Source organism: Azospirillum sp., assembly GCF_035628975.1.
Classification (GTDB): domain Bacteria; phylum Pseudomonadota; class Alphaproteobacteria; order Azospirillales; family Azospirillaceae; genus Azospirillum.
Genome location: NZ_DASPIS010000027.1, coordinates 36,189 through 58,576, shown reverse-complemented (window position 1 = coordinate 58,576; position 22,388 = coordinate 36,189). Strand labels below are relative to the sequence as shown.

Sequence of the window (22,388 nt, the reverse complement as noted above, 5' to 3'; positions counted from 1 at the left end):
CACCATCAGTTCCGAGGCCAGGTGGGTTTCCCAGATCGAGTCACGGCCGAACTTCTCGCCCATGAACATCTGGAGCAGCAGCTCACGCACCGGCTCCAGCGTCGCGTAGGGGATCATCAGCTCCAGCCGGCCGCCGCGATCCTCCATGTCGATGCGCAGCTTGACCAGCACCGCCGCGTTGGCGGGCCGCGCGATGGTGGCGAAGCGCGGGTTGGTCTCCAGCCGGTCGAAGCGGAAGGTGACGGGCGACAGCGGATCGAAGGCGGCGGACAGGTCGGACAGCACCACATGGACCATGCGTTCCACGAGGTTGCGTTCGATGGTGGTGTAGGGACGGCCTTCGATGCGCATCGCCGCCGTGCCGCGCCGGCCGCCCAGCAGAACGTCGACGATGGAATAGATCAGCGCGGAGTCGACGACCATCAGGCCGTAATTGTCCCACTCCTCCGCCTTGAAGACCGACAGCATCGCCGGCAGCGGAATGGAGTTCAGGTAGTCGCCGAAACGGACCGAGGAAATCTGGTCGAGGCTGACCTCGACATTGTCGGAGGTGAAGTTGCGGAGCGAGGTGGACATCATGCGGACGAGGCGGTCGAAGACCACCTCCAGCATGGGCAGGCGTTCGTAGTTGACCAGCGCCGAGTTGACCAGCGCCATGATGCCGGAGTTGTCGCCGTCGCCGGCGCCGCCCTGGTCGAAGCCCAGCAGGCTGTCGATCTCGTCCTGGTTCAGGACGCGCGTCGACCCGCCGCCGCCCATGTCGCCGACATCGCCGCTGTCCTCGGCCAATGCGGCCCATTCGGCGGCAAGCCGTTCTTCCTCGCTCAGTTCACCGGTATCGCTCATCGGTCCACATCCCCACCTGACCGGGCCCTCACTGGACCAGCATTTCCTTGAACAGCACGTCCTTCACCTTCACCGGATAGGCGGCGGCGGTGATGCGCAGAAGCAGTTCCTGGCGCAGCCGGTACATGCCGGCCGACCCGCGCAAATCCTCCAGCCGCAATTCGCGCAGATAGACCTGGAAATTGTCGATGATGCGCGGCAGCACATGTTCGACCGCACCGACATCCTCCGGCTTCGACAGCTGGATGGAGATCTTGATCTTCAGGAAGGCCGGACGCTTGTTGCCGGTGTTCAGGTTCACCAGCATGTCCGGCAGGTCGTAGAAGACGGGAGCCGCATGCGGATCCGGCTTGCCGGGCTCCGCCTTGTGTTCGCCCTCCGCCGCGGCATGCTCACCCTCCGCCGCCTGTTCCTCCTTGCCCAGCAGGCCGTCGAGCAGGCCGGAGAAATAGACGCCGGCACCGGCGCCGATCAGCAGGACCAGGGGAAGGACGACGAACAGAACCAGCTTCTTGCCGCTGAACTTCTTCCGCGGCAGGCCGTCGGTCGAAAGTTCGCCGGCGTCGGTTTCGGCAGCCATGACATCCTGGATCGTTCGAGGTGCGCAACAGGTGCAGGCATCCGCCGCCCGCCCTACCGTCTGTCCATGCCAAAGCTACTTTTGGGATAGTTAATAACTCCTTTCGAGTGGCTGATGGGACACCCCGGACGAGCAGGTTTCACCCTGTTGTGGCCGTTTCGGCACGGTTCTTGATTGGGCCTGCCCGGCAGTCCGCCACCGCCCGGCCGTACCAGGCACGGCCACGTTCGGACTTGCCCCCGTTGCGGCCAGCCGTCCGTTCGGACCGGCCGGGCCGCCGCCCATCGCCCCGCCGCCGCTCCCCTGCGGCGGGAACGGGAGAATCTTGCCCGGTGGAACCCGGCAAGCTTCGCCGCCGTCCCGGCAGATTCTGCCCGGCATCCCCTGCCCCATGCGGCGGGATCGCCCCCGGCTGGCCCGGACTCCGCGTCTTTCCAGGCTTCGTTGAAGTTGGCACGGCATCTGCAATACCCCTTTCGCCGGTCGGATGCAGTCGCCCGATCCGTTCGCAAGGTGAAGAGGCCGCAAGATGGAAAATTCGATCTACGTCGCCCTGTCGCACCAGATGGCCCTGCGGCGCCAGCTGGACGTGACGTCGAACAACATCGCGAACGTGAACACGACCGGCTACAAGAACCAGCGGATGCTGTTCACCGAATTCCTGGAAAAGCCCGGCCTGCACGAGAAGGTCAGCTTCGTCCAGGACCGCGCGGTGGTGCGCGACCTGTCCAACGGCGCCATGACCCAGACCGGCAATCCGCTGGATCTGGCGCTGACCGGTCAGGGTTACTTCACCGTCGATACCGCCAGCGGCCCCCGTTACACCCGCGCCGGCAATTTCCGCCTGAACGACCAGCGCCAGCTGGTGGATGCCGGCGGCCTGCCGGTCCTGGCCAACAACGGCCAGCCGATCACCATCCCGGCCGGCACCGGCGACGTGAAGGTCAGCGGCGACGGCACCGTCGCCACCGAGCTGGGCCCGGTGGGCAAGCTGAACATCGTCACTTTCAAGAACGAGCAGCTGATGACCGAAGTCGGCAGCGGCCTGTATGTCAGCGACGAGCAGCCCGAGCCCGCCCCGGTCGAGACCAAAGTGGCACAGGGATTGCTAGAAGGTTCCAACGTGAAGCCAGTGGTCGAGATGACGCAGATGATCGAGCTCCAGCGCCAGTACATGTCGGCTCAGAAGATGATCGACAACGAACACGAGCGCATCCGCACGATGCTTCAGCGGCTGGGCCGCAGCGTCTGAACCAGACCGACGACGAGAGGAGAACACCACCATGCGCAGCCTCGCCATCGGCGCCACCGGCATGATCGCCCAGCAGCTCAACGTCGAGACGATCTCCAACAACATCGCCAACTCGACCACCACCGGCTACAAGAAGCAGCGGGCCGAGTTCCAGGACCTGCTGTACCAGAATTTCCGCCGCATCGGCTCGACCTCGTCGGATGCCGGCACCATCGTGCCGACCGGCGTCCAGGTGGGTGCCGGCGTGCGCGTCGCCGCGGTGGCCCGGGTGCTGGAACAGGGCAACCTGAACATCACCGACAACAAGCTGGACGTGGCGATCAACGGGTCGGGTTACTTCCAGGTGACGCTGCCCAGCGGCGACACCGCCTACACCCGCGCCGGCAACTTCAAGCTGTCGCCCGAGGGCATGATCGTCACCGCCGACGGCTATCCGATCCAGCCGAACATCACCGTCCCGACCAACGCGGTGGACATCTCCATCAACTCGTCGGGCGAGGTGCTGATCAAGCTGGACGGCCAGACCGCCACGCAGAACGTCGGGCAGCTCCAGCTCGCCACCTTCGCCAACGCCGCCGGTCTGGAAGCCACCGGCGACAACCTGTTCATGGAATCCGGCGCCTCCGGCCAGGCCGTGACCGGCAACCCTGGCGCCCCCGGCTTCGGCCGCGTCACCCAGGGTGCCCTGGAGACCTCCAACGTCAACGTCGTGCAGGAGATCACCACCCTGATCACCGCACAGCGCGCGTACGAGATGAACTCCAAGGTCATCAAGACCACCGACGAGATGATGCAGCAGGCCAGCCAGATGAGGTAACGGCGGCACCGCCGGCGCCTCGCCTCAGCCTCGAATTCGGGAACCACCGCCATGATCCGCCACCTCGCCGCCCGCCGCCTGCCCGCCCTGATCCTCGGCGCCGCCCTGCTGACCGCCCCGGTCGCAGTGCAGGCCGCCACGGCTCCGGCCGCGGGTGCGACGGCGCCGGTTCCGGACGTCGTCTACGGCATGCCGCATGTCGAGGCTGTGCTGTCGGACGCCCTGTCGCGGGTGGTCACCGTCGGCCGGCTCCAGATGGAACTGGACAGCCGCGCGGCGGAGCTGCGGGCGCCCCAGGGCGCCGGCGGGCTGGCGGTGGAGAACCTCTATTACAGCCCGGTCCAGGGCCGCTTCGCCGCCGAGATCGTGGTGACGGGCAGCCAGATCCGCCTGCCGGTGTCGGGCCGCGCCTTCGGCGTGGTGCAGATTCCGGTGCTGTCGCGCCGCGTCATCCCGGGCGACATCATCGGCCCGGGCGACATAGACTGGCAGGACGTGCGCGCCGACCAGACCACCAGCGACACCGCCGCCACCGACGCCCAGCTGATCGGCATGACGCCCCGGCGCGGCGTGTCCACCAACCAGCCCGTCCGCCTGCGCGACCTGCAATCGCCGCGCATGATCGACAAGGGAGCCCTGGTCACCATCACCCTGTCGACGCCGTCCATGACGCTGACCACCCAGGGCAAGGCCCTGCAGGACGGCGGCAAGGGCGAAGTCATCCGCGTCGTGAACACCCAATCCAACCGCATCGTCGAAGCGACGGTCGCAGGCCCCAACGTCGTCGCCGTGGCAAAGCCCGGCACCATCGCGCAGTGAGGAGAAAGCTCCAATGTCCGCCACCAAGACCGCCCGCCTGATCCGCTTCGCGATGATCGCCGCCGCCGCCACCTCGCTGACCGCCTGCGGTGCCGCCTCGCGCATCGCCGACATCGGCAAGGCGCCGGAGCTGTCCACCATCCAGGACCCGCAGGCCAAGCCCGGCTACCAGCCGGTCAGCCTGCCGATGCCGACCCCGCTGCCGACGGAGCGCAACCCGAACTCGCTGTGGCGGAACGGTTCGAAGGCTTTCTTCAAGGACCAGCGCGCCAACAAGGTGGGCGACATCCTGACCATCAACATCTCGATCGACGACAGCGCCAAGGTCGCCAACTCCAGCAAGCGGTCGCGCGCCAATTCCGAGGATGCCGGCATGCCGAGCCTGTTCGGTCTGGAAGCCGGTACGCTGAGCCGCGTCCTGCCGGCCGGCGCATCGGCCGCCAACCTGGTGGACCTGACCAGCAACAGCTCGAACGACGGCAAGGGCTCGGTCGACCGCAACGAGCAGATCGACCTGAAGGTCGCGGCGCTGGTGACGCAGTCCCTGCCCAACGGCAACCTCGTCATCCAGGGCCGCCAGGAAGTCCGGGTGAATTTCGAAGTCCGCGACCTGCAGATCCACGGCGTGATCCGTCCCGAGGACATAACCGCCCAGAACACCATCAGCTACGAGAAGATCGCGGAGGCCCGCATCTCCTACGGCGGCCGCGGCCAGATCAGCGACGTTCAGCAGCCGCGCTATGGCCAGCAGCTGTACGACATCATCATGCCGTTCTGAGGATTGTCCGCGGAGTGATGGCGGGGATGCGGCGTGGGCGCTTTGCTCGTGCGCATCCCTGCCGGATGGGAAGATCCTGCCGCCCGGCGGGTTGTGCCGGGGCGATGTTGCCGTGACGTGGCCTCACCTCAAGATGCGCCGGAGCTTCATCCCCCTACCGCCCGGCCAGCACATAGCGACAGGCGCGGCCGAGCAGCCACGGCACGACCGCCATCAGCGCGATGGACAGCGCGTTCCACTTCTGCCCGCTCTCGAGCTCGGTTGCCATGGCCGCAGCGAAGAGGAGAATCAGGGCGGCGATCCCACAGCCTGTCCAGTAGAGGACGTTGCCGAGGCGGGCCAGAATGCCGGTCATTGTTCCCCATAGCCGTAGCAAGCCACCCGTTGGGTGGTCGGAGCCTGCAGATAGGCAGGAGCGGCAGAGAAACTGGCCGTGAGCATGCCACCGGTATGAGGGTTCACATTCCCCTGCATCGAATAGGTGTCGAACAACGCCATCCCTTCGGCGCAACGGGATTTTGGCAGAGGGGCTGACGACTGTCCAGGCGGCGCCGATGGGCGACAGGCGAACGGGGTCGTCCCGCAGGGGTGCCCCCGTTCGTCAGCCGCGTTTGTGCTGCTTACTGGTAGCCGCCTTCGCGGGCGCGGTCCTTGGCAGCTTCCTCCTGGGCCTTCGCGGTGCGGCTGTCGATCTTGCCGCCTTCGGTCTTGTCGGTATCGCCTGCGGGCTTCTGCAGGTCGTCGCGCTGGGCGTCGGTTTGCTGCTTGTCGGGTTGATCGGCCATGTTGGTGCTCCTCGGTCGCGTATGGATTGGCGATGATGAGGAAACAGCACAGGCACCGGATCGTCGCGACTATCCGGCGGGGGGGCCGGCGGGGGAGCCGGCGGGGCGGCCGGTGGCGATCTCAGCCGGTCGGCGGATCGGTCTCGCGGTCGGTGTCGGCGCGGTCCAGAGCGGCGTTGATCTGGTCCAGAGTGCGGCCGCAGCCGGTGCAGACATCGCCGTCGATGGCGCACATGCCCAGGCAATCGGGATCGTCGCTCATGCGGTCAGGCCTTTCCGGCTGGTGGTAACGCGGTTCCATCCCTAGCCGAAAGCCCCTCGCTCCTCAAGATGTGCGCCAACTTGGATTGCCGTGAGGCGACCTATCCCGGTATGCATAGCTGCCCTTCGGTGGGGTGCCTCGGATTGCGGCACAAGGACCATGGCGCTAAACCTTCAGCGTAGCCCACCGATTACGAAGGTATTCATGCCGACGGCTCTGCTGGTGTCCTGCGCGATGTATCGTCACGGAACGGCACGAATGCCGGCGGCCCTGAAGGCTGCGGGTTTTCGCGTCTTTGCCATTTGTCCGCAAAACTCCCTGCTGGAGTTCAGCGACAGCATCGACGGCAGGCACTGCTTTCCCGCCGGCTTCGGTCCCGACGACCTGACCGTGATCACCGCAAGGGCCGCGGCACAGCTTCGCGCCGATATCGTGATCGCCTGCGAGGAAAGGGCCGTCAGAGTGTTGAGCTCCGCCAGCCGGCTGCTGGAGCAGGTGCCGGTCGACAGTGCCGATGCGCGGTGTCTTCGCATGGTCGGGGCGTGGTACGCAGGCCAATGCTGGGAGACGGTGCGATCGCACTGCGTGCAGCAGGCCGCCGCCGCCGGGATCCGCACGCCACGGCAGATCATCGTCGCTCCCGGTGAGACCAGCGTCGCCGATCTGGCCGGACTTGGCACGCCGCTGCTGTTGAAGCGGGACTACAGCTCGGCCGGATGCGGGATTCAACTGGCCGGCTGCCCCCGGGAGGCGCTGGAGCTTGTGGCGCAGGCCGTGACCGGCCGACGGGAAGACGGCTCCGCGATGCCCACAGACGGTAAAATTGTCGCGCAGGAGTTCATCCGGGGGCCGGCGGCATCGGTATCGTTCAGCGCGCTGCACGGCCGGATGCTGGAGGGATTCGCCTACACCACGCTTCACCATCAGCCGGAGCCCTTCGGTCCGGCGTCCGTGATCGAGGTGGGAGACCATCCCGCATTGATCGACATCGCGCGCCGTGTGGTGGAGATGACCGGCTATTCCGGCTTCGGCGGCATCGACGCGATCCTGCCGGAGGATGGCAGCCCGCCGGTCTTCCTGGAATTCAACGCCCGTCCCACCCAGACCAGCCATCTCGGCGGTCTGGTGGGAGCCGACCTGTGCCGGGCAATGGCCTGTGCCCTGGAAGGCCGCCCCTATGACTGCAACGTCGGGCGGAGCGTGGCCGTGCCGATCGCCCTGTTTCCGGCGGAATGGGTCCGCGATCCCAACAGCCGCTATCTCAAGTTGGCCCACCATGACGTGCCGTGGAACGAACGCAGGATGACCGCGGCGATCCTCAGCATCACCCCGCAGCTCCACTCCGCCTGACGCCTCACCCCGGCGGTTTTTCCAGCGACAGGTCGCCGGTGACCTCGTGCGTCAGGCCGATGCCGTCGACGGTCAGGACCACGCGGACGGGCAGCGACGTCACTCCGTCCAACCGGCCGTCCGCCAGTGCGCGGCCGACGGCCAGTTCGATTTCCCGCTGGGAGGTCACGCCGACCTGCTTCAGGAACTTGCGCAGGTCGAGGTTGAAGGTCTCGTTGTCCATGGATCGTCCCCCGGAGTCGGAACCGCCGTATGCCGTGCCGTTCCGAACCCCGGAGGGCTGGCTTTGGTTCCGCCCGCCCAATCGCACGCCCGCTGCGCACATGCCAAAGGCACCGGTCGGGATGACCGATGCCTTTGCCAGAACGGCGTGACGGCGGCAGCGATAGCGCAGGGATGAGCCGCCGGCGACCGGGACGGGTGGCAACAGTCCCTTGCGGCCGCGCGGCGTCAGTCGTCGCGCTGGGTCCGTTCCATCCGCTCGTGCCGTTCCTGGGCTTCCAGGCTCAGCGTCGCGATCGGGCGGGCATCCAGCCGGCGGACGGAGATGGGGTCGCCCGTCTCCTCGCAATAGCCGTAGCTGCCGTCGACGAGGCGCTCCAGCGCCGCGTCGATCTTGGAGATCAGCTTGCGTTCGCGGTCACGGGTGCGCAGTTCCAGCGCGCGGTCGGTCTCCGCCGAGGCGCGGTCGGCGATATCCGGTTCCTGGATACCGCCTTCCTGGAGGCTGTTCAGCGTGCCGGTGGATTCCGCGAGCAGTTCCGCGCGCCAGCGCAGCAGCTTCTGGCGGAAATACTCCCGCATGATCGGGTTCATGAACTCCTCGTCTTCCGACGGGGAATAGTTCTGGGGCAGAAGCGGCGACGTCATCCGAAAGCATCCAGCGAAAAAGGGGTGATCCGGGCGGCGCGGAGTATAGGCACGCCACGTCAGGACCGCAACCCTATGGTTCGCCCCCGCAACGACCAAACAAGCCCTTGGAATAAAAAAGATTTGTGACCGTGGCGAATCCGCCGCCCCAACCGGGGCGCGTGAGGCGGCCGGATGGCCGCCGGCAGGTCAGGAGGTGAGCTTCGCCAGTTCCACCTGCGCGCGCAGGTCGATCTCGTCGAGAATCTCGGCCAGGCCGGGGTCGTCGACCTGGGCGCGGCGCGATTGGACCACCTTGGCGAGATCCACCAGCTTCTGGACCGACAGGGTGCCGGACAGCAGGCCGTGCTGGATTTCCTCCAGCCGGTCAAGCATCTCTTCGGCCCGCATCTTGCCGCGCGACGCACGCGCGGTGGCGTCGTCGGTCGCGTCGACCTCCTGCAGGGCCAGCACGCCCGCGATCCCGGCCGTCGCGGCGGTGCCGCTGACCCCGTGGGCGGAGCCGGTCTCTCCCACCAGCTGCTTGGAGAACGCGGCGCCGGACGAGCCTTCGGCCTTCCCGGTGCGGCGAACCGAACCGCTGCCGCGTATGTTTCCGGTGCCTTCGACTTTCATGATCCGTGCAACCGTTTGCAGTAAAGGATGCGTAAACGCGCGCACTGTAGATGGATCAACCTTAACATCCGGTCAAGGCTTGCCGCAATCGGGCAAAAATTGCCGGGCGGCTGTGACCGAAACGCGTCATCTTCCGGGCGTTTTTCAGGGCAATGACCGAAAGCGGCCGTCCGCCGCATCTGGCACGGCGTTTGTATAGGACCGGGCACGAGTTCAGGAGTGTCCGCGTCATGATCCCCACCACCCTTCGCCTTCTGCGCCGCCGCACCGTCATGGTCGTGCTGACCGCCCTGCTGGCGCTCGGTGTCCAGGCGGCACCGGCAATCGCCGCGTCCGCCCGTATCAAGGACATCGTCGATGTGGAGGGTGTGCGCGACAACATGCTGATCGGCTACGGGCTGGTGGTTGGCCTGAACGGCACCGGCGACAGCCTGAACAACTCGCCCTTCACCGAACAGAGCCTGACCGGCATGCTGGAGCGGATGGGCGTCAACACCCGCGGCACCAACCTGCGCACCAAGAACGTGGCGGCGGTGATGGTGACGGCGACGCTGGGCGCCTACTCGGCCCAGGGCACGCGCATCGACGTCACCGTGTCGGCGATGGGCGACGCCAAGAGCCTGCTGGGCGGCACCCTGCTGGTCACCCCGATGATCGGCGCCGACGGCGAGGTCTATGCCGTGGCGCAGGGGCCGATCGCGGTGTCGGGCTTCTCCGCCCAGGGCCAGGGGGCCAGCGTGACGCGGGGCGTGCCGACCTCCGGCCGCATCTCCTCCGGCGCCATCGTGGAGCGGGAAATCCAGTTCTCGCTGGCAGAGCTGCCGGTCCTGCGCCTGTCCTTGCGCAATCCCGACTTCACCACCGCCCAGCGCGTGGCGACCGCCATCAACATCCAGCTGCGCGGCAACCGCGCCCAGGCGACCGACCCGTCCTCCGTCCTGATCAACGTGCCGGAGACGCGGCGCGGCGACGTGGTCGGGCTGGTGACGGAGATCGAACAGCTGCGCATCACACCCGATCAGGTCGCCCGCGTGGTGGTGGACGAGAAGTCCGGCGTGATCGTGATGGGGGAGAATGTCCGCATCTCCACCGTCGCCATCGCCCAGGGCAACCTGACCATCCGCATCACCGAAACCCCGCAGGTCAGCCAACCCGGCCCCTTCAGCCAGGGCCAGACCGCGGTGGTGCCGCGCACCGACATCCAGGTTGACGACCAGTCCAACAACCGCCTCGCCGTGATGAATGCCGGGGTGACGCTGCAGGAGTTGGTACAGTCCTTGAATGCGCTTGGCGTAGGACCGCGTGACATGATCGCCATTCTCCAGTCGATCAAGGCCGCCGGAGCCCTGCAAGCCGAGATCGAGGTGATCTGATGTCCATGAGCTCCGCCCTTTCCGCCGGTTTCGGCGTGCGCACCCAGGCAAGGATTTCCGATCTGGAGGCAAAGGCCGACCCGGCAAAGCTTGCCCAGCTGCGCAAGTCCGCCAACGAGTTCGAGAGCCAGTTCATTTCGCAGATGCTGGGCCCGATGTTCGAGGGGATCGGCACCGACGAGACCTTCGGCGGCGGGCGCGGCGAGGAGATGTTCCGCCCGATGCTGATCGAGCAGTTCGGCAAGCAGATCACCCAGCGCGGCGGCTTCGGCATCGCCAATCAGGTTTACGGAGAGCTTCTTCGCGCCCAGGAGGCCAGCCATGGATAAGGTCGACGTCCGTTTCCCCCAGCAGTCCAAGCCGGCCGCCAACCTGCCGAAGAATGCGCAGGAGCGCGCGGTGGCCCTGATCGAGCTGATGGGCCGCCTGACCGCCCTGCTGGAGCGCGAGGCCGCCGCCGTCCGCGCCCGCCGACCGGCGAAGGAACTGGCCCAGATCGTCCGGGACAAGCAGCCGATGACGCTGGTCTACGAGGAGATCAGCCGCCTGCTGCGCGTCGACCGCGAGGGGCTGATGGCGCTGCCTGCGGAGATGAAGACGGCGCTGAAGGAGGCGACCGGCAAGCTCTATGCCGCCACCGCCGACAATGCCGAGGCCCTGCGCATCGGCGGCGAGGCCCAGAAGGTGATGGTCGATACCGTGGTCACCGTGATCACCCGCCAGCAGAAGGCGCCCGCGACCGCCTATGCCGCGCATATGGGCGGCGGCCGCGGCTATTCCCCGCCGCCGAGCGGCCCGCGCACCTCGGCGGCGCTCAACACCCGGCTTTGAGCGACGCTCGCCGACAGCCTTCATCCGTGACTGCCGAGTTGTTTCGGACGGCCGCCTCCCGATCGGAGGCGGCCTTTTTCTTTGCGGGGATCGGTGAGCCGGCATCGGCAAGGCGCCGCGGCAAGAAAGACCCCACAGGGGGACGTTTTTGCCGGTCGCGGCCATGCCATGGGGCCGGAACTGCCGCCCTGCCCCTCCCCGGCACCCCGGCGGAGCCCGTCCGGCGGTTGGCCCGCCCGTTGCATTGATCTTGCCGCATCGCTGCCGGTGCGCTCCGCCGTCCTGAGAGGCCGTTCCATGGATATCCAATCGAACAACATCGCCGCATCCTTGTTCGACGGTCTCGGCCAGTCCCAGCAGGCGCAGGGGACGGCGGCGAAGAACGACCTGTTCTCCAAGATGATGGACCGCATGCTGGCCGACGCCGCCGCGCGCAAGCGCGAGCAGGCCGCGGATGCCGCCCGCGACTCCGCCAACGAGGCGAAGGAGGCCCGCGACGCCCGCACCGCCGACGCCCAGCGCAAGACCCCGGTCCGGGCGGAGCCCAAGCCCGAACTCGGCCGCGACACCCGCGCCCAGGCCGCGCGCCGGAGCGATGCGGATGCCGAGCCTGCCCGGACCCAGGAACCGAAGGCCGCCAGGACGGACGGCGACCGCGAGGTCCAGGCCGGTCAGGACGACCGCAAGCAGGTCGGGAGCGACAAGCCGAAGGATGCCGCCAAGGCCGATGGCTCCAAGGCCGATGGCTCCAAGTCCGACACCGCCAAGGCCACCACCTCCAAATCCGATGCGGTGAAGTCCGATGCGGCGAAGATCGGCACGGAGACCGCCGGCGCCGATCAGGCGCAGGCGAGCGATCAGGCGGATGCGGCGGTTGCGGACGTCGGGGCAGCACAGGCGGACATCGACGCCGCGATGGCCGAGGGGGGCGGAACCGGCGACGCGCCCGCCGAGGATGCCGGAGCGGAAGAGCAGACTGCCGACCAGCCCCTGACCGCCACCGCGGAACCGGCGTTGCCGCCGCCGGTCCCGCAGCCGAGTGACCTGATCCTCGCCGGATTGACGGCGCCCGGCCAGTCCGCCGCCGGTACGGCCGGCGATGGAGGCCAGGGCGGCGATGCGGCGGTTGCGGCGGCTGGCGCGGTCGCCGGTGGCGCAACGGCCGGTGCCGTCGACCCCGCCGCCCAACTGGCCGCCCAGTTGGCCCAGGCTCAGGCCACGGCCGGCCCCCCGGGTGCGGCGCAGGCCGGTGCGGATGCCGCGGCAAAGAGCGCCGCCGATGCACAGCCCGTGGACGGAGACGGCACCCGGCAGGCCCAGGCTGCAGCCTTGACCGGGGTTGATGGCGCCACCCGAAACGGCGAGGAAGCGGCGGAGGCTCTGCCGGACGACGACACCGCCCTGCCCGATCGCTTCGCCGACCTGCTCGCCGCCGCGAAGGCGAAGTCCGGCGAGGCCAAGCAGGGCGGCAAGCAGACCGGCGCCGATGGCGGCAGCCGGAACGATGCCCAATCCCAGGCCATGCCGCAGCCGCCCGCCGTCGCTCCGGCGGTTCCTCCGGTCGCGGAAACGGTTGCCGCGTCGGCCGCCGCCAAGGCCACCGGCGCGCTGGAGGGGCTCGAGGGCGCAGGCGCCGTCGCGGGCTCGGCCCATGCCGCTGCCGGCGTCCACACCCATCCGGCGCTGGCCGCCATGGAAGGGATGCATGGCAGCATTCCCGGCGGCATTCCCGGCATCGACCAGCCGCAGGCGACCGCGACGCTGCGCCCGTCGCGCGGCAGCGCCGGCATGCCGATGGGCGTCCATGACCAGATCGCCGTCCATATCAAGAAGCAGGTCGGCGACGAGGTCGACCAGTTCACCATCAACCTGCACCCGGCCGAACTAGGGCGGATCGACATCAAGCTGGACATCGGCGCCGACGGCCGGGTCAGCGCGATGGTCGCGGTGGAAAGAGCCCAGACTCTCGAACTTCTGCAGCGTGACAGCCGCGGTCTGGAACGCGCCTTGCAAGAGGCTGGACTGCAGACGGACTCCAACAGCCTGAACTTCAGCCTGCGCGGCGAAGGCAACCCCTTCGGCAATGACGGGCGGGGCGACGGCAAGGGGAACGAAGCGGGCCGGCGCGGCCGCAGCCTCGACGGAAGCGGCGACCAGGACGCGTCCGAAACCGCCGCCTACACCGCGACGCTCGGCAATGGACGTCTCGACATCCGCGCCTGACCCCGGCAGCACGCCCGCCGCACTCAAGACACCGGCCGCAAGAGCCACGAAGGACGACCGCCATGACCACGACCAACGCCACCACCACCCCGACCGTGAACAAGTACGGCACCTATTCGGGCGGCTTGTCGACCGGGTCGAAGACGGCGACCGAGACGGCCAAGACCCCGCAGACCGATGCCGACAAGACGGCGTCGGCCACCAAGGGCCTGGGCGACAATTTCCAGACGTTCCTCACCATGCTGACCACGCAGATGAAGAACCAGGACCCGCTGAAGCCGCTCGACACCAACGACATGACCAAGCAGCTGGTCGATTTCGCCAACGTCGAGCAGAACATCGGCACCAACAGCCGCCTGGACAAGCTGGTGCAGTTGCAGTCCGCCGGCACCGCCTCCACCAACCTGGCCTATCTCGGCCGCATGGTCGCCTTCGAGGGCGACGGCTTCCAGTACACCCAGGGCATGACCCAGGCCCCGCTGGGCTACGAGCTGGCGACCTCCGCCAAGTCGGTCCGCGTCGACATCCTGGACGACAAGGGCAACATCATCCGCTCCATGAAGGGTGAAACCGGCGCAGGGACCAAGCATGCGGTCAACTGGGACTTCAAGGACAACAACGGCCGCGCCGTGCAGCCGGGCGCCTACAGGATGAACGTCGCACCGGTGGCCGAGAACAAGGACGATATCATCAAGACGACCACCTACACCTTCGGCACCGTCGCCGGCATCGGCAACAGCAAGGACGGCGAAACCGTGCTGAACATCGGCGCCCGTGAAGTCCCCCTGTCTAAATTGACCACGGTTTACTGACAGGCGTTACTGCCGGGCATTCCTCATGGGGCGGCCGGCCATCTCCGGCCGCCGGACGAGCGCGTCGCCCCGACTGTCCGTTCGGGTTAAGGGATAACCCGCGATAAAAAGTTAACCCTATCGTTTAGGCATTTGTTAAGTGCCGGCGCCTAAAGTACCCCGAAATCGTGGAATCCACAGTTTGGGTTGGAGCGTCCGCGCATGGCACTCATAGAACTCGACACCGCCGACGACTCTGCGGCCGGTGCATCGGTCATTGGTCCTGAGGGGCGTCCCATGACCGAAAACGACCTTCCCCCGCCCGACACTAAGCGTTGGGTGATGCGCCGCAAGGCGGAAGTGGTCGCCGGCGTCCGATCGGGCCTGATCAGCCTGGAGGAGGCCTGTCGCCGCTATACCCTGTCGGTGGAGGAGTTCCTGTCCTGGCAGCGGCTGATCGACAGCCACGGCATGCGTGGCCTGCGCGCCACCCGCCTGCAGGAGTACCGTCCCGGCCAGCCCGTCCGCGACCGCATCGGCGCCGACTGACGCAATCGGCAGAATTGAAGAAGCGCCGCAGGTCTGGCCTGCGGCGCTTTTTTGCGTTCGAGGTGGTGTTTGGGAAGGCGTCGGCTGACGATGCCACCACCTAACCTCCCCCGCTCTCGGCCGACCTAAGGTCGGTCCGACCGCGGGGGAGGGACTGCCGCCACTCTCCCGCACAAGCGCTCGTCCCCTCCCCCGCCCAGCGGGGGAGGGTTAGGGTGGGGGCATCCGTCGGCCGAGGGCTCTCCACCACAAGCCCCGTCGATCAGCGCCGCCGCCGCACTCGCCACCGCCCCGTTGCCCGGACCCAGATCCAACGCGCGGCCGGCGGCGTAGGCGCCTTCCATCAGCAATTGCAGTTGCGCGGTCAACCGGTCCGGATTGTCCGCGCCGGCGGTGGCGGCCAACGCGCGCAGGCGGTCGCGGACCATGCGCTTGTGGGCCAGTGCCAGCGCGTGGGCGCGGTTGGCCGGGTCGCGCAGTTCGGCAGCGGCGGTGGTGAAGGGACAGCCCTGGAATTTGGGGTGGTCGATCCAGTGGCCGAGCGCGACGAACAGCGCCTTCATCTGCGCCCGCGGGTCGCCGGGATGGCGGGCGGTCACCCGGTCCCACCACGCGGCATGCTGGGCGATGTTGCGCTCCAAATAGGCGCAGACCAGGTCGTCCTTGGACTCGAAGTTGCGGTACAGGCTCATCTTCGCGACGCCGGATTTGGCGATGATCGTGTCGATGCCGACCGCGCGGATACCCTCGCGGTAGAACAGTTCCGCCGCCGTATCGAGAATCCGCTCCCGCGCCGGCTTCCTGACCGTTGCCGCTTCTGCCATCCCACCCCACCCGTTCAGGACGGCCCCGCTGCAAGCTTGGCCGTTGACAATGATACAGACCTGTCTCTACCATCGGGCGGAAGAGACAGGTCTGTATCATAGCCGGCCGATCCGGCCCTGACCACCACAACGAACGGAGTTCCGGGGGATGCGCTATTTCGAAGATGTCACGGTGGGCGACCGCTTCACCGGCGGACCGCTGACGGTCGAGACGGCGGAGATCGTCGCCTATGCCGAGAAGTTCGACCCCCAGCCTTTCCACCTGGATCCGGACGCAGCGAAGGACACGCTGTTCCGCGGGCTGGCGGCAAGCGGCTGGCATACTGCCGGGATGACGATGCGCATGATCGTGGGCAGCAACGCGGAGTTGGCCGGCGGCTATATCGGCATGGGCGTCGACCAGATCGGCTGGCCCCGCCCGACCCGTCCCGGCGACGTGCTGCGCATCGAGATGGAGGTGCTGGAGGCACGGCGCTCCGCCAAGCGCCCTGACCAGGGCGTGCTGCGGGTGAAGACCACCACCTTCAACCAGGATGACGAGGTGGTGCAGACCATGATCGCCAACCTGCTCGCGCCCGGCCGCCCGGCCTGAACAAGAAAAAAGCCCCCGCGACCGGGCGGGTCGCGGGGGCCTTGATTGCCGATTTGGCCTGCCGATACGGCCGTCAGCGCTTCAGGCCGGCGGTGAAGGCGAAGTTGTCAAAGGAGTTCTCGGCCACCCGGAACCACAGATACTCGTCGTCGCGGAACTTCTTCCACGGCTCGTAGATCTTGGCGAACTTCGGGTTGGTCTTCGCGGTCTCGTCATACAGCTCGGTGGCGGACTTGTAGCAGGCCTCCATCACGTCGCGCGGGAAGGGGCGCAGCTGGGCGCCGCCGCCGACCAGACGCTTCAGCGCCGCCGGGTTCTCGGCGTCGTACTTGGCAGCCATGGTCACGTTGGCTTCGAAGCAGGCGGCCTCCAGAACGGCCTTGTACTGCTTGGGCAGCTGTTCCCACTGCTGCTTGTTGACCAGCAGCGAGACGTTCAGTCCGCCTTCCCACCAGCCCGGATAGTAGTAGTACTTGGCGACCTTGTTGAAGCCGAGCTTCTCGTCGTCGTACGGGCCGATCCACTCGGCGGCGTCGATGGTGCCCTTTTCCAGCGACGGATAGATGTCGCCGCCGGCGATCTGCTGCGGCACGACGCCCAGCTTGGACAGAACCTGGCCGGCGAAGCCGCCGATGCGGAACTTCAGGCCCTTCAGATCCTCGACGGTCTTGATCTCCTTGCGGAACCAGCCGCCCATCTGCACGCCGGTGTTGCCGGCCGGGAAGTTCACGACGCCGTAGCCGTCGAAGAACTCGCGCAGCAGGGCCATGCCGCCGCCATTGTAGATCCAGGCGTTCTGCTGGCGGGCATTCAGGCCGAACGGCACCGTCGCGTCGAAGGTGAAGGTCGGGTCCTTGCCGACATAGTAGTAGCTGGCGGTGTGGCCGCATTCGACCGTGCCGTTCTGCACGGCATCCAGCACCTGCAGGCCGGGGACGATTTCACCGGCGGCGAAGGGGCGGATGGTGAACTTGCCGTCGGTCGCCGCGGCGACGCGCGCCGCGATGGTGTCGGCACCGCCGTAGATGGTGTCCAGGCTCTTGGGGAAGCTGGACGCGAGACGCCAATGGATTTCCGGCTGGGACTGCGCGATGGCGGGAGCCGCCAGCGTGCTGGCAGCGACGCCAACGCCGGCCGAGGTCAGGAAGGAACGGCGCTTCATGAACGTTTCCTCATCGTTATGGCCATGACGCCCATTGCGTGAAGGCGTCTTTCGCCGAACAGCAGACACTATGGTGCCTGAACAATCCTAGAAATCGCAGCGGCTTTCCGGCAATTCGTCAAAATGCATGGCTTCCATTCCCGTCCTATTCCACCGCGTGGAAAATACAGCGCGTACGCGCGACTGTACCGGCGCCGGCAGTCAGCCGCCGCCCCGGGGATTTTCAAAGCAATGCATCGCGGGAGCATGCCAAGACCGGCGTCTGCTCCTGGGAGCATCCATCAGCCGCATCGATCAACCGCGGAACCGTCTTGCCGTCACCCGAATGGTTACGTGTACCGATGATATATTCGACGTCCGGAAAGGCACACACCCCTACTTTCGTTCAGGGGCCGATCAGGCAGCCGAAGTCACTTTCCCATGTCATGGGCAAGCGCTTTGCGCACGCACAAAAGCGAGCGCGCGAAATTACATACAACTTGCAGCTTCCAACCGGCGGGGATGCTTGGCATGTTTGCGCCGCGGTCGGGGCGGTGGAACGGCCACCGCCCGCGCCGCACTAACGGAGGGCAAGAGGATGAACCAAATCCTCACTCTCCTGATCCTGCTGTTGCAGTTGCTCAAGCTGGTGCTTGAGTATCTGAACCGCTGATCGGGTCGGCGTACCGGGGATAGCAGCCTCGGTACGCCTTCCCCGAAAATAGTGCGTTTTCACGCCGCCGGCAACGGTTCAACCCGCAACGAGTCACCCCAGCGTACGCTTCACAATCAGCGACAGCTTTTCCAGCATTGCCGGGTCGCGGTGGGAGGGGGCGGTCATGATCGCGTTGTCGAGCGCGGTGTGGCAGCCCTGGGCGCAGGGGCCGTCGCGATGCGCCACCTTGGGCGCCAGGGCCGACACCAGCGAGCGCGCCTTGCCGGCATTGGCGACGACAACCTTGATCACCGCATCGACCGAGACATGGTCGTGCCCCTCGTGCCAGCAGTCGTAATCGGTGACCATGGCGACGGTCGCGTAGCACATCTCCGCCTCGCGGGCGAGTTTGGCCTCCGGCATGTTGGTCATGCCGATGACGTCGCAGCCCCAACTGCGATAGAGGTTCGATTCGGCGACCGTGGAGAATTGCGGCCCTTCCATCACCATGTAGGTGCCGCGCCGCTGGTGGGGGATGTCCAACTCGGCCAGCGCCTGCTCGATCAGGTCGCCCAGCCGGCCGCAGACGGGATGGCCCAGCGCCACATGGGCAACCAGCCCGCTGCCGAAGAAGGTTTTGTCGCGGGCGAAGGTGCGGTCGATGAACTGGTCGATCACCACGAAGGTGCCGGGCGGAAGATGCTCCTTCAGCGAACCGACGGCGGAGACCGACAGGATGTCGGTCACGCCCAGTTGCTTCAGCGCATGGATGTTGGCGCGGAAATTCAGGTCCGACGGCGGAATCCGGTGGCCGCGGCCATGGCGCGGCAGGAAGACCAGCTTGCGGCCCTCGTATTCGCCGGTCAGCAGCTCGTCGGACGGGTCGCCGAAGGGTGTCGTCACCTTGACCCAGCGGGTGTTCTCCAGCCCGTCGATGTCGTAAAGGCCGCTGCCGCCGATCACGCCCAGAACCGCGTCGTTCCCCATGGTCCGCTCTCTCCCGCTGACGATGGCGCGAGTATTTCGGGCATGGGGACGGATTGCAACCGCTCTGGAGGCGCCAACGGATTCCGCTACCGGACGCCGCTACCCGACGGTTGCCGGCCGCCTCGGGCCGGCCAGACACAGCAGCAGCGCCCCCAGCAGCAACCCGGCGGACAACCCGCCGGCATGGGCGCCCCATCCGACTTCCGCCAACGGAGAGCCGGCGGGCGGCGGCATCAGCGTCATCGCCGCGTTGAGCAGCGCGAAAACGACGATCGCTCCCTGCACGAGCCGCCGGGGAAGGCGCCGTGACAGCAGCCCGAAGCGCGGGCGCATCCACAGGAAGGCACCCATCAGCGCGCAGATCGCTCCGCTCGCCCCGATCAGCGGCGCCATCCGGTCTGCCGCCAGCAGCCCCTCGGTCAGCGCCGCTGCCACGGTGCCGGCGAAGAACAGCAGCAGAAAGCGCAGATGCCCGGCCTCGCGCTCCACCACGTCGCCCAGCAGCAAAAGTACCGCCATGTTGGAGGTCAGGTGCGTCAGGTCGCCATGGATCAGCACATGCCCGAACAATCCGCGCCATAAGGCGGTGGTGGGCAGCGGCCCGGCCAGTTCGACCGTCCCGAAGAAATAGGCGGGGACGAAGGCGAAGGACTCCGGCGGAAGCCGCAGCACGAAGGCGAGGACGCACACCAGGATGATGGTGCGGTTGGCGTAGGGCGGCAGGGGCGCGGCGACGACCGGCCGTTTCCCGCCACCCCTGCCCCGCCCCTGCCGATCCCCCTGCCGGTCCAGAGCCAGCGCCATTCCCCGCCTCCGCCCGTCCGTCATGCCATCCCGGCCCGCCAGGCGCTGCCGCGGCGATCGGCCTCACCCCAATGTAGGAAGGGGTATTGTGGAAGAACAGGCGTTTTCCGCGAAATCCGGCTTCTTCCTATACCGGTCGTACGGATTGGAGCGGTGCCCTCCCGCTGTCACAGTGGCTCTACCATCCGGCGAGGCCCCCTCCGCCGGACAAGGACAACCGGGGAAGAAACGACCATGAACGAACGACAGGATACCGGCAGCATGACGGTGGAACGCCAGGGCCGCGTCATGGTGCTGACCATGAGCGACACCGGCACCCGCAACGCGCTCGGCCTGCGGATGATGGCCGCCGGCCGCGATGCGCTGGACGAGGCGACGCACGATCCCAACATCGGCGCAATCGTGCTGACGGGGGCCGGCGGCGCCTTCAGCTCGGGCGGGCACCTGAACAACCTCTATCACCACGGCAGCCGCTCGCGGTCGGAGAACCGGGATGGGATCGAGCGTTTCCACGGCTGGGTCCGCGCCATGCGCGAATGCCCCAAGCCGATCATCGCCGCGGTGGAGGGACCGGCCGCCGGCGCCGGTTTCTCGCTGGCGCTGGCCTGCGACCTGATCGTCGCGGCGGAGGACGCGCAGTTCCTGACCGCCTACGTCAAGGTCGGGTTGACGGCGGACGGCGGCGCCTCGGCCTCGCTGGCCCGCGCGCTGCCGCCCCAGCTCTATGCGGAACTGATGCTGACCGGCGGCCCGGTGGATGCCGCCCGCCTGCATGCGGCCGGCGTCGTCAACCGCGTCACGGCACCGGGACAGGCGCTGTCGGATGCGGTCGCCTGGGCAAAGACCATCGCCGAGGGCCCGAGCGGCGCCATGGGCCGCGCCAAGAAGCTGATGGAACTGGCCTATGGCAGCTTCGCCACCCAGCTCGCCCGCGAAAGCGACCTGTTCGTCGAAGCCCTGCACCATGGCGAAGCGAAGGAGGGCATCACCGCCTTCTTCGAAAAGCGCCCGCCGGTGTTCCACAAGCGCTGACACGGAGCCGGAAGGCCGGGGCTGTCACCGGAGCAGGGTCAGCGGAGCAGGGTCAGCGGACCAGGACGTGCGCCGCCTCCTTGGTCCGTTCGACCGCTCCGGCCACCTGACTGACCGCCGTGGAGATCGCCGCGATGTTGGAGGTCACCGTCGCCACGGCGGCCGACGCGGTCTGCATGTTGGCCGACATGTTCTGGGTGACGGCGCTCTGCTCCTCGACTGCCGAGGCGGTGCCGGTCACATGCTCCCGCACGACGGCAACCGCCTCGCGGATGGCGTTCAGCGCACCGGCGACTTCAATCGAGGTCGACTGGATGCCCTCGATCTCCGCCGAGATCTGCTCGGTCGCCTTGCCGGCCTGATTGGCGAGGTTCTTCACCTCCGACGCCACGACGGCGAAGCCCTTGCCGGCCTCTCCGGCACGGGCCGCTTCGATGGTGGCGTTCAGCGCAAGCAGGTTGATCTGGCCGGCGATGGAGTTGATCAGCCCGACAATACCATTCATCGCCTGGGCGGCGGCTGCCAACCGGTCGGTGCTTTCCCCCACCGCGACGGTGCGGTCGAAGGCGCCGTCCGTTGCGGCGCGGGCGCGGGTCATGCTCTGCGAAATCTCGCCGATCGAGGCAACGAGTTCCTCTGCGCTGGCGGCCACCGCCTGGACGCTGGCGGACGTCGAGCCGGCGGCGGCATTGGCGGAGCCCGCCTCGCCCAGCGACAGGTGAAGCGCCTGATCGACCTCGCCGAAGTTCTTGTCGATCATCACCTTCAGATTGTTCAGGAGGGCGATCTGGGCGGTGATGTCCACCGCGAACTTCACGACCTTCGTCACCTTACCCTTATCGTCGAAGATCGGGTTGTAGGCGCCTTCGATCCACACCGGATTGCCGGACTTGCCGATGCGCTTGTATTGCGCAGCCTGGAATTCGCCGCGGCGAAGCGTATCCCAAAAGCGGGCATAGTCGGCGCTGTTGCGCTGGGCCGGTTCGACGAACATGCTGTGATGCTTCCCGATCACCTCATCCCGGCGATAGCCCATCACCTTCAGGAAATTGTCGTTGGCCTTGGTGATGGTGCCGTCCGTGGTGAACTCGATCACCGCCTGCGACCGGCTGATCGCCGCCATCTGCGCCGCATAGTCGAGATTCTCCAGCCGCTCCTTGGCGTCTGCCCATTCGACGACAAAGCCGATGCGCTGCCCGTTTTCCGTCAACGGGGTGACCAGCAGGTCGAACTGATGGCCGCCAACCTTGATGGTGGCGTTGTACGGCTTCGTCAGGGTGGCGAGCAACCGGCGCTGGTGGTCGGGATTCTTGTGGAACACGTCGATGTTGCTGCCAACCAGACGACTCACGTCCAAACGGGGCAAATCCTTGCGGAGGTCGCCCTCCGCTTCGCGCAGCAGCGAGACCACGGCGGGATTGACGTGGACGATGGTCAGATCATTGTCGGCCACCATCACCTTCGCCCGCAGAGCATCGAGCGCCGACAACTTCCGCGCCAGCGCCTGGTTGATTTTCCCCCGTCCGAACACCGCCCACCCCCAGTCCATGGTCTGGAGCCTATGATACATAGCAATGAACGCGGTTCTATTGGGGAAACTCCGGCATAAGTC

Annotated in this window: 26 protein-coding genes; 13 read left to right on the top strand and 13 right to left on the bottom strand. The window is 67.1% G+C overall.

What is annotated here, in order from left to right; genetic code table 11:
- Positions 1-846: flagellar motor switch protein FliM (fliM, locus tag VD964_RS05545; protein ID WP_324866394.1), on the bottom strand; the 846-nt coding region annotated here is incomplete at its 3' end.
- Positions 847-874: 28 nt separating this feature from the next.
- Entirely contained in the window at positions 875-1,426 is a 552-nt protein-coding gene (locus VD964_RS05540) for a flagellar basal body-associated FliL family protein (RefSeq protein ID WP_149221897.1), read from the bottom strand.
- Positions 1,427-1,955: 529 nt separating this feature from the next.
- Here VD964_RS05540 and flgF point away from each other — a divergent pair.
- The 4 genes from flgF to flgH are packed head-to-tail and all read left to right on the top strand — an operon-like array spanning position 1,956 to position 5,092.
- On the top strand, positions 1,956-2,678 hold the full coding sequence (flgF, locus tag VD964_RS05535) for a flagellar basal-body rod protein FlgF (protein ID WP_324866391.1): 723 nt from the start codon (positions 1,956-1,958) through the stop codon (positions 2,676-2,678).
- Positions 2,679-2,709: 31 nt separating this feature from the next.
- Positions 2,710-3,495 (top strand): flagellar basal-body rod protein FlgG, encoded by a 786-nt coding sequence (gene flgG, locus VD964_RS05530; RefSeq protein WP_324866390.1) that lies wholly within the window; start codon positions 2,710-2,712, stop codon positions 3,493-3,495.
- Between the two features lie 51 nt (positions 3,496-3,546).
- On the top strand, positions 3,547-4,314 hold the full coding sequence (gene flgA / locus VD964_RS05525; RefSeq protein ID WP_324866388.1) for a flagellar basal body P-ring formation chaperone FlgA: 768 nt from the start codon (positions 3,547-3,549) through the stop codon (positions 4,312-4,314).
- A 13-nt stretch (positions 4,315-4,327) separates the two neighbouring features.
- On the top strand, positions 4,328-5,092 hold the full coding sequence (gene flgH, locus VD964_RS05520) for a flagellar basal body L-ring protein FlgH (protein ID WP_324866386.1): 765 nt from the start codon (positions 4,328-4,330) through the stop codon (positions 5,090-5,092).
- 154 nt (positions 5,093-5,246) lie between these two features.
- Here flgH and VD964_RS05515 read toward each other — a convergent pair whose 3' ends face one another.
- The 3 genes from VD964_RS05515 to VD964_RS05505 all read right to left on the bottom strand — a co-directional run bounded on the left by VD964_RS05515 (position 5,247) and on the right by VD964_RS05505 (position 6,139).
- A complete protein-coding gene (locus tag VD964_RS05515) occupies positions 5,247-5,447 on the bottom strand; it encodes a hypothetical protein (RefSeq protein ID WP_324866384.1) in 201 nt (66 codons plus the stop codon).
- Positions 5,448-5,712: 265 nt separating this feature from the next.
- Positions 5,713-5,877 (bottom strand): hypothetical protein, encoded by a 165-nt coding sequence (locus VD964_RS05510; RefSeq protein ID WP_324866382.1) that lies wholly within the window; start codon positions 5,875-5,877, stop codon positions 5,713-5,715.
- A 121-nt stretch (positions 5,878-5,998) separates the two neighbouring features.
- Positions 5,999-6,139, bottom strand: coding sequence for a DUF1289 domain-containing protein (locus tag VD964_RS05505; RefSeq protein WP_324866380.1), 141 nt, complete (start codon positions 6,137-6,139; stop codon positions 5,999-6,001).
- Positions 6,140-6,343: 204 nt separating this feature from the next.
- Between VD964_RS05505 and VD964_RS05500 the strand changes: the two genes are divergently transcribed.
- A complete protein-coding gene (locus VD964_RS05500) occupies positions 6,344-7,489 on the top strand; it encodes an ATP-grasp domain-containing protein (RefSeq protein ID WP_324866378.1) in 1,146 nt (381 codons plus the stop codon).
- A gap of 4 nt (positions 7,490-7,493) precedes the next feature.
- Here VD964_RS05500 and VD964_RS05495 read toward each other — a convergent pair whose 3' ends face one another.
- The 3 genes from VD964_RS05495 to VD964_RS05485 all read right to left on the bottom strand — a co-directional run bounded on the left by VD964_RS05495 (position 7,494) and on the right by VD964_RS05485 (position 8,974).
- On the bottom strand, positions 7,494-7,712 hold the full coding sequence (locus VD964_RS05495; RefSeq protein WP_324866376.1) for a DUF6494 family protein: 219 nt from the start codon (positions 7,710-7,712) through the stop codon (positions 7,494-7,496).
- Between the two features lie 227 nt (positions 7,713-7,939).
- Complete coding sequence (gene dksA, locus VD964_RS05490) at positions 7,940-8,359, bottom strand: RNA polymerase-binding protein DksA (RefSeq protein WP_012974451.1); 420 nt, start codon at positions 8,357-8,359, stop codon at positions 7,940-7,942.
- Positions 8,360-8,548: 189 nt separating this feature from the next.
- Positions 8,549-8,974, bottom strand: coding sequence for a flagellar assembly protein FliX (locus VD964_RS05485; protein ID WP_324866373.1), 426 nt, complete (start codon positions 8,972-8,974; stop codon positions 8,549-8,551).
- Positions 8,975-9,204: 230 nt separating this feature from the next.
- Here VD964_RS05485 and VD964_RS05480 point away from each other — a divergent pair, with 230 nt between their 5' ends.
- The 6 genes from VD964_RS05480 to VD964_RS05455 all read left to right on the top strand — a co-directional run bounded on the left by VD964_RS05480 (position 9,205) and on the right by VD964_RS05455 (position 14,741).
- Complete coding sequence (locus VD964_RS05480) at positions 9,205-10,347, top strand: flagellar basal body P-ring protein FlgI (protein WP_324866371.1); 1,143 nt, start codon at positions 9,205-9,207, stop codon at positions 10,345-10,347.
- Positions 10,348-10,352: 5 nt separating this feature from the next.
- The gene (locus VD964_RS05475) at positions 10,353-10,676 is read left to right on the top strand and encodes a rod-binding protein (RefSeq protein ID WP_149221908.1); all 324 of its coding nucleotides are present in this window, start codon (positions 10,353-10,355) and stop codon (positions 10,674-10,676) included.
- The gene (locus tag VD964_RS05470) at positions 10,669-11,178 is read left to right on the top strand and encodes a flagellar basal-body protein (protein WP_324866368.1); all 510 of its coding nucleotides are present in this window, start codon (positions 10,669-10,671) and stop codon (positions 11,176-11,178) included. The genes VD964_RS05475 and VD964_RS05470 overlap by 8 nt, the downstream gene beginning before the upstream one ends.
- 297 nt (positions 11,179-11,475) lie before the next feature.
- On the top strand, positions 11,476-13,401 hold the full coding sequence (locus VD964_RS05465) for a flagellar hook-length control protein FliK (RefSeq protein ID WP_324866366.1): 1,926 nt from the start codon (positions 11,476-11,478) through the stop codon (positions 13,399-13,401).
- A 62-nt stretch (positions 13,402-13,463) separates the two neighbouring features.
- Positions 13,464-14,213, top strand: coding sequence for a flagellar hook assembly protein FlgD (locus VD964_RS05460; RefSeq protein ID WP_324866364.1), 750 nt, complete (start codon positions 13,464-13,466; stop codon positions 14,211-14,213).
- Between the two features lie 201 nt (positions 14,214-14,414).
- Positions 14,415-14,741, top strand: coding sequence for a DUF1153 domain-containing protein (locus VD964_RS05455; RefSeq protein WP_324866362.1), 327 nt, complete (start codon positions 14,415-14,417; stop codon positions 14,739-14,741).
- A 125-nt stretch (positions 14,742-14,866) separates the two neighbouring features.
- On the opposite strand, the gene VD964_RS05450 is transcribed toward VD964_RS05455, so the two are convergent.
- Positions 14,867-15,565 carry a TetR/AcrR family transcriptional regulator gene (locus tag VD964_RS05450; protein ID WP_324866360.1) on the bottom strand — a complete coding sequence of 233 codons (699 nt, stop codon included), beginning with the start codon at positions 15,563-15,565 and terminating at the stop codon, positions 14,867-14,869.
- 148 nt (positions 15,566-15,713) lie between these two features.
- On the opposite strand from VD964_RS05450, the gene VD964_RS05445 reads away from it, so the two are divergent.
- Entirely contained in the window at positions 15,714-16,157 is a 444-nt protein-coding gene (locus tag VD964_RS05445) for a MaoC family dehydratase (protein WP_324866358.1), read from the top strand.
- A gap of 73 nt (positions 16,158-16,230) precedes the next feature.
- Here VD964_RS05445 and VD964_RS05440 read toward each other — a convergent pair whose 3' ends face one another.
- The 3 genes from VD964_RS05440 to VD964_RS05430 all read right to left on the bottom strand — a co-directional run bounded on the left by VD964_RS05440 (position 16,231) and on the right by VD964_RS05430 (position 19,744).
- Entirely contained in the window at positions 16,231-17,319 is a 1,089-nt protein-coding gene (locus tag VD964_RS05440) for a TRAP transporter substrate-binding protein (RefSeq protein WP_324866356.1), read from the bottom strand.
- Positions 17,320-18,064: 745 nt separating this feature from the next.
- The gene (locus tag VD964_RS05435) at positions 18,065-18,940 is read right to left on the bottom strand and encodes an S-methyl-5'-thioadenosine phosphorylase (RefSeq protein WP_324866353.1); all 876 of its coding nucleotides are present in this window, start codon (positions 18,938-18,940) and stop codon (positions 18,065-18,067) included.
- 99 nt (positions 18,941-19,039) lie between these two features.
- Positions 19,040-19,744, bottom strand: a complete 705-nt coding sequence (locus VD964_RS05430; RefSeq protein WP_324866351.1) for a rhomboid family intramembrane serine protease — start codon at positions 19,742-19,744, stop codon at positions 19,040-19,042.
- 234 nt (positions 19,745-19,978) lie between these two features.
- Here VD964_RS05430 and VD964_RS05425 point away from each other — a divergent pair, with 234 nt between their 5' ends.
- Positions 19,979-20,776: an oxepin-CoA hydrolase, alternative type gene (locus VD964_RS05425; protein WP_324866349.1), complete on the top strand. Its 798-nt coding sequence runs from the start codon at positions 19,979-19,981 to the stop codon at positions 20,774-20,776.
- A 52-nt stretch (positions 20,777-20,828) separates the two neighbouring features.
- Here the strand turns inward: VD964_RS05425 and VD964_RS05420 are convergent, their stop codons facing one another.
- On the bottom strand, positions 20,829-22,325 hold the full coding sequence (locus VD964_RS05420; protein ID WP_324866347.1) for a methyl-accepting chemotaxis protein: 1,497 nt from the start codon (positions 22,323-22,325) through the stop codon (positions 20,829-20,831).
- Between the last annotated feature and the right edge of the window lie 63 nt (positions 22,326-22,388).

Excerpts from the sequence above, each read along its gene's own strand:
- VD964_RS05540 (WP_149221897.1), bottom strand. The coding sequence starts at position 1,426 with ATGGCTGCCGAAACCGACGCCGGCGAACTTTCGACCGACGGCCTGCCG.
- flgF (WP_324866391.1), top strand. The coding sequence starts at position 1,956 with ATGGAAAATTCGATCTACGTCGCCCTGTCGCACCAGATGGCCCTGCGG.
- flgG (WP_324866390.1), top strand. The coding sequence starts at position 2,710 with ATGCGCAGCCTCGCCATCGGCGCCACCGGCATGATCGCCCAGCAGCTC.
- flgA (WP_324866388.1), top strand. The coding sequence starts at position 3,547 with ATGATCCGCCACCTCGCCGCCCGCCGCCTGCCCGCCCTGATCCTCGGC.
- flgH (WP_324866386.1), top strand. The coding sequence starts at position 4,328 with ATGTCCGCCACCAAGACCGCCCGCCTGATCCGCTTCGCGATGATCGCC.
- VD964_RS05515 (WP_324866384.1), bottom strand. The coding sequence starts at position 5,447 with ATGACCGGCATTCTGGCCCGCCTCGGCAACGTCCTCTACTGGACAGGC.
- VD964_RS05510 (WP_324866382.1), bottom strand. The coding sequence starts at position 5,877 with ATGGCCGATCAACCCGACAAGCAGCAAACCGACGCCCAGCGCGACGAC.
- VD964_RS05505 (WP_324866380.1), bottom strand. The coding sequence starts at position 6,139 with ATGAGCGACGATCCCGATTGCCTGGGCATGTGCGCCATCGACGGCGAT.
- VD964_RS05500 (WP_324866378.1), top strand. The coding sequence starts at position 6,344 with ATGCCGACGGCTCTGCTGGTGTCCTGCGCGATGTATCGTCACGGAACG.
- VD964_RS05495 (WP_324866376.1), bottom strand. The coding sequence starts at position 7,712 with ATGGACAACGAGACCTTCAACCTCGACCTGCGCAAGTTCCTGAAGCAG.
- dksA (WP_012974451.1), bottom strand. The coding sequence starts at position 8,359 with ATGACGTCGCCGCTTCTGCCCCAGAACTATTCCCCGTCGGAAGACGAG.
- VD964_RS05485 (WP_324866373.1), bottom strand. The coding sequence starts at position 8,974 with ATGAAAGTCGAAGGCACCGGAAACATACGCGGCAGCGGTTCGGTTCGC.
- VD964_RS05480 (WP_324866371.1), top strand. The coding sequence starts at position 9,205 with ATGATCCCCACCACCCTTCGCCTTCTGCGCCGCCGCACCGTCATGGTC.
- VD964_RS05475 (WP_149221908.1), top strand. The coding sequence starts at position 10,353 with ATGAGCTCCGCCCTTTCCGCCGGTTTCGGCGTGCGCACCCAGGCAAGG.
- VD964_RS05470 (WP_324866368.1), top strand. The coding sequence starts at position 10,669 with ATGGATAAGGTCGACGTCCGTTTCCCCCAGCAGTCCAAGCCGGCCGCC.
- VD964_RS05465 (WP_324866366.1), top strand. The coding sequence starts at position 11,476 with ATGGATATCCAATCGAACAACATCGCCGCATCCTTGTTCGACGGTCTC.
- VD964_RS05460 (WP_324866364.1), top strand. The coding sequence starts at position 13,464 with ATGACCACGACCAACGCCACCACCACCCCGACCGTGAACAAGTACGGC.
- VD964_RS05455 (WP_324866362.1), top strand. The coding sequence starts at position 14,415 with ATGGCACTCATAGAACTCGACACCGCCGACGACTCTGCGGCCGGTGCA.
- VD964_RS05450 (WP_324866360.1), bottom strand. The coding sequence starts at position 15,565 with ATGGCAGAAGCGGCAACGGTCAGGAAGCCGGCGCGGGAGCGGATTCTC.
- VD964_RS05445 (WP_324866358.1), top strand. The coding sequence starts at position 15,714 with ATGCGCTATTTCGAAGATGTCACGGTGGGCGACCGCTTCACCGGCGGA.
- VD964_RS05440 (WP_324866356.1), bottom strand. The coding sequence starts at position 17,319 with ATGAAGCGCCGTTCCTTCCTGACCTCGGCCGGCGTTGGCGTCGCTGCC.
- VD964_RS05435 (WP_324866353.1), bottom strand. The coding sequence starts at position 18,940 with ATGGGGAACGACGCGGTTCTGGGCGTGATCGGCGGCAGCGGCCTTTAC.
- VD964_RS05430 (WP_324866351.1), bottom strand. The coding sequence starts at position 19,744 with ATGGCGCTGGCTCTGGACCGGCAGGGGGATCGGCAGGGGCGGGGCAGG.
- VD964_RS05425 (WP_324866349.1), top strand. The coding sequence starts at position 19,979 with ATGAACGAACGACAGGATACCGGCAGCATGACGGTGGAACGCCAGGGC.
- VD964_RS05420 (WP_324866347.1), bottom strand. The coding sequence starts at position 22,325 with ATGGACTGGGGGTGGGCGGTGTTCGGACGGGGGAAAATCAACCAGGCG.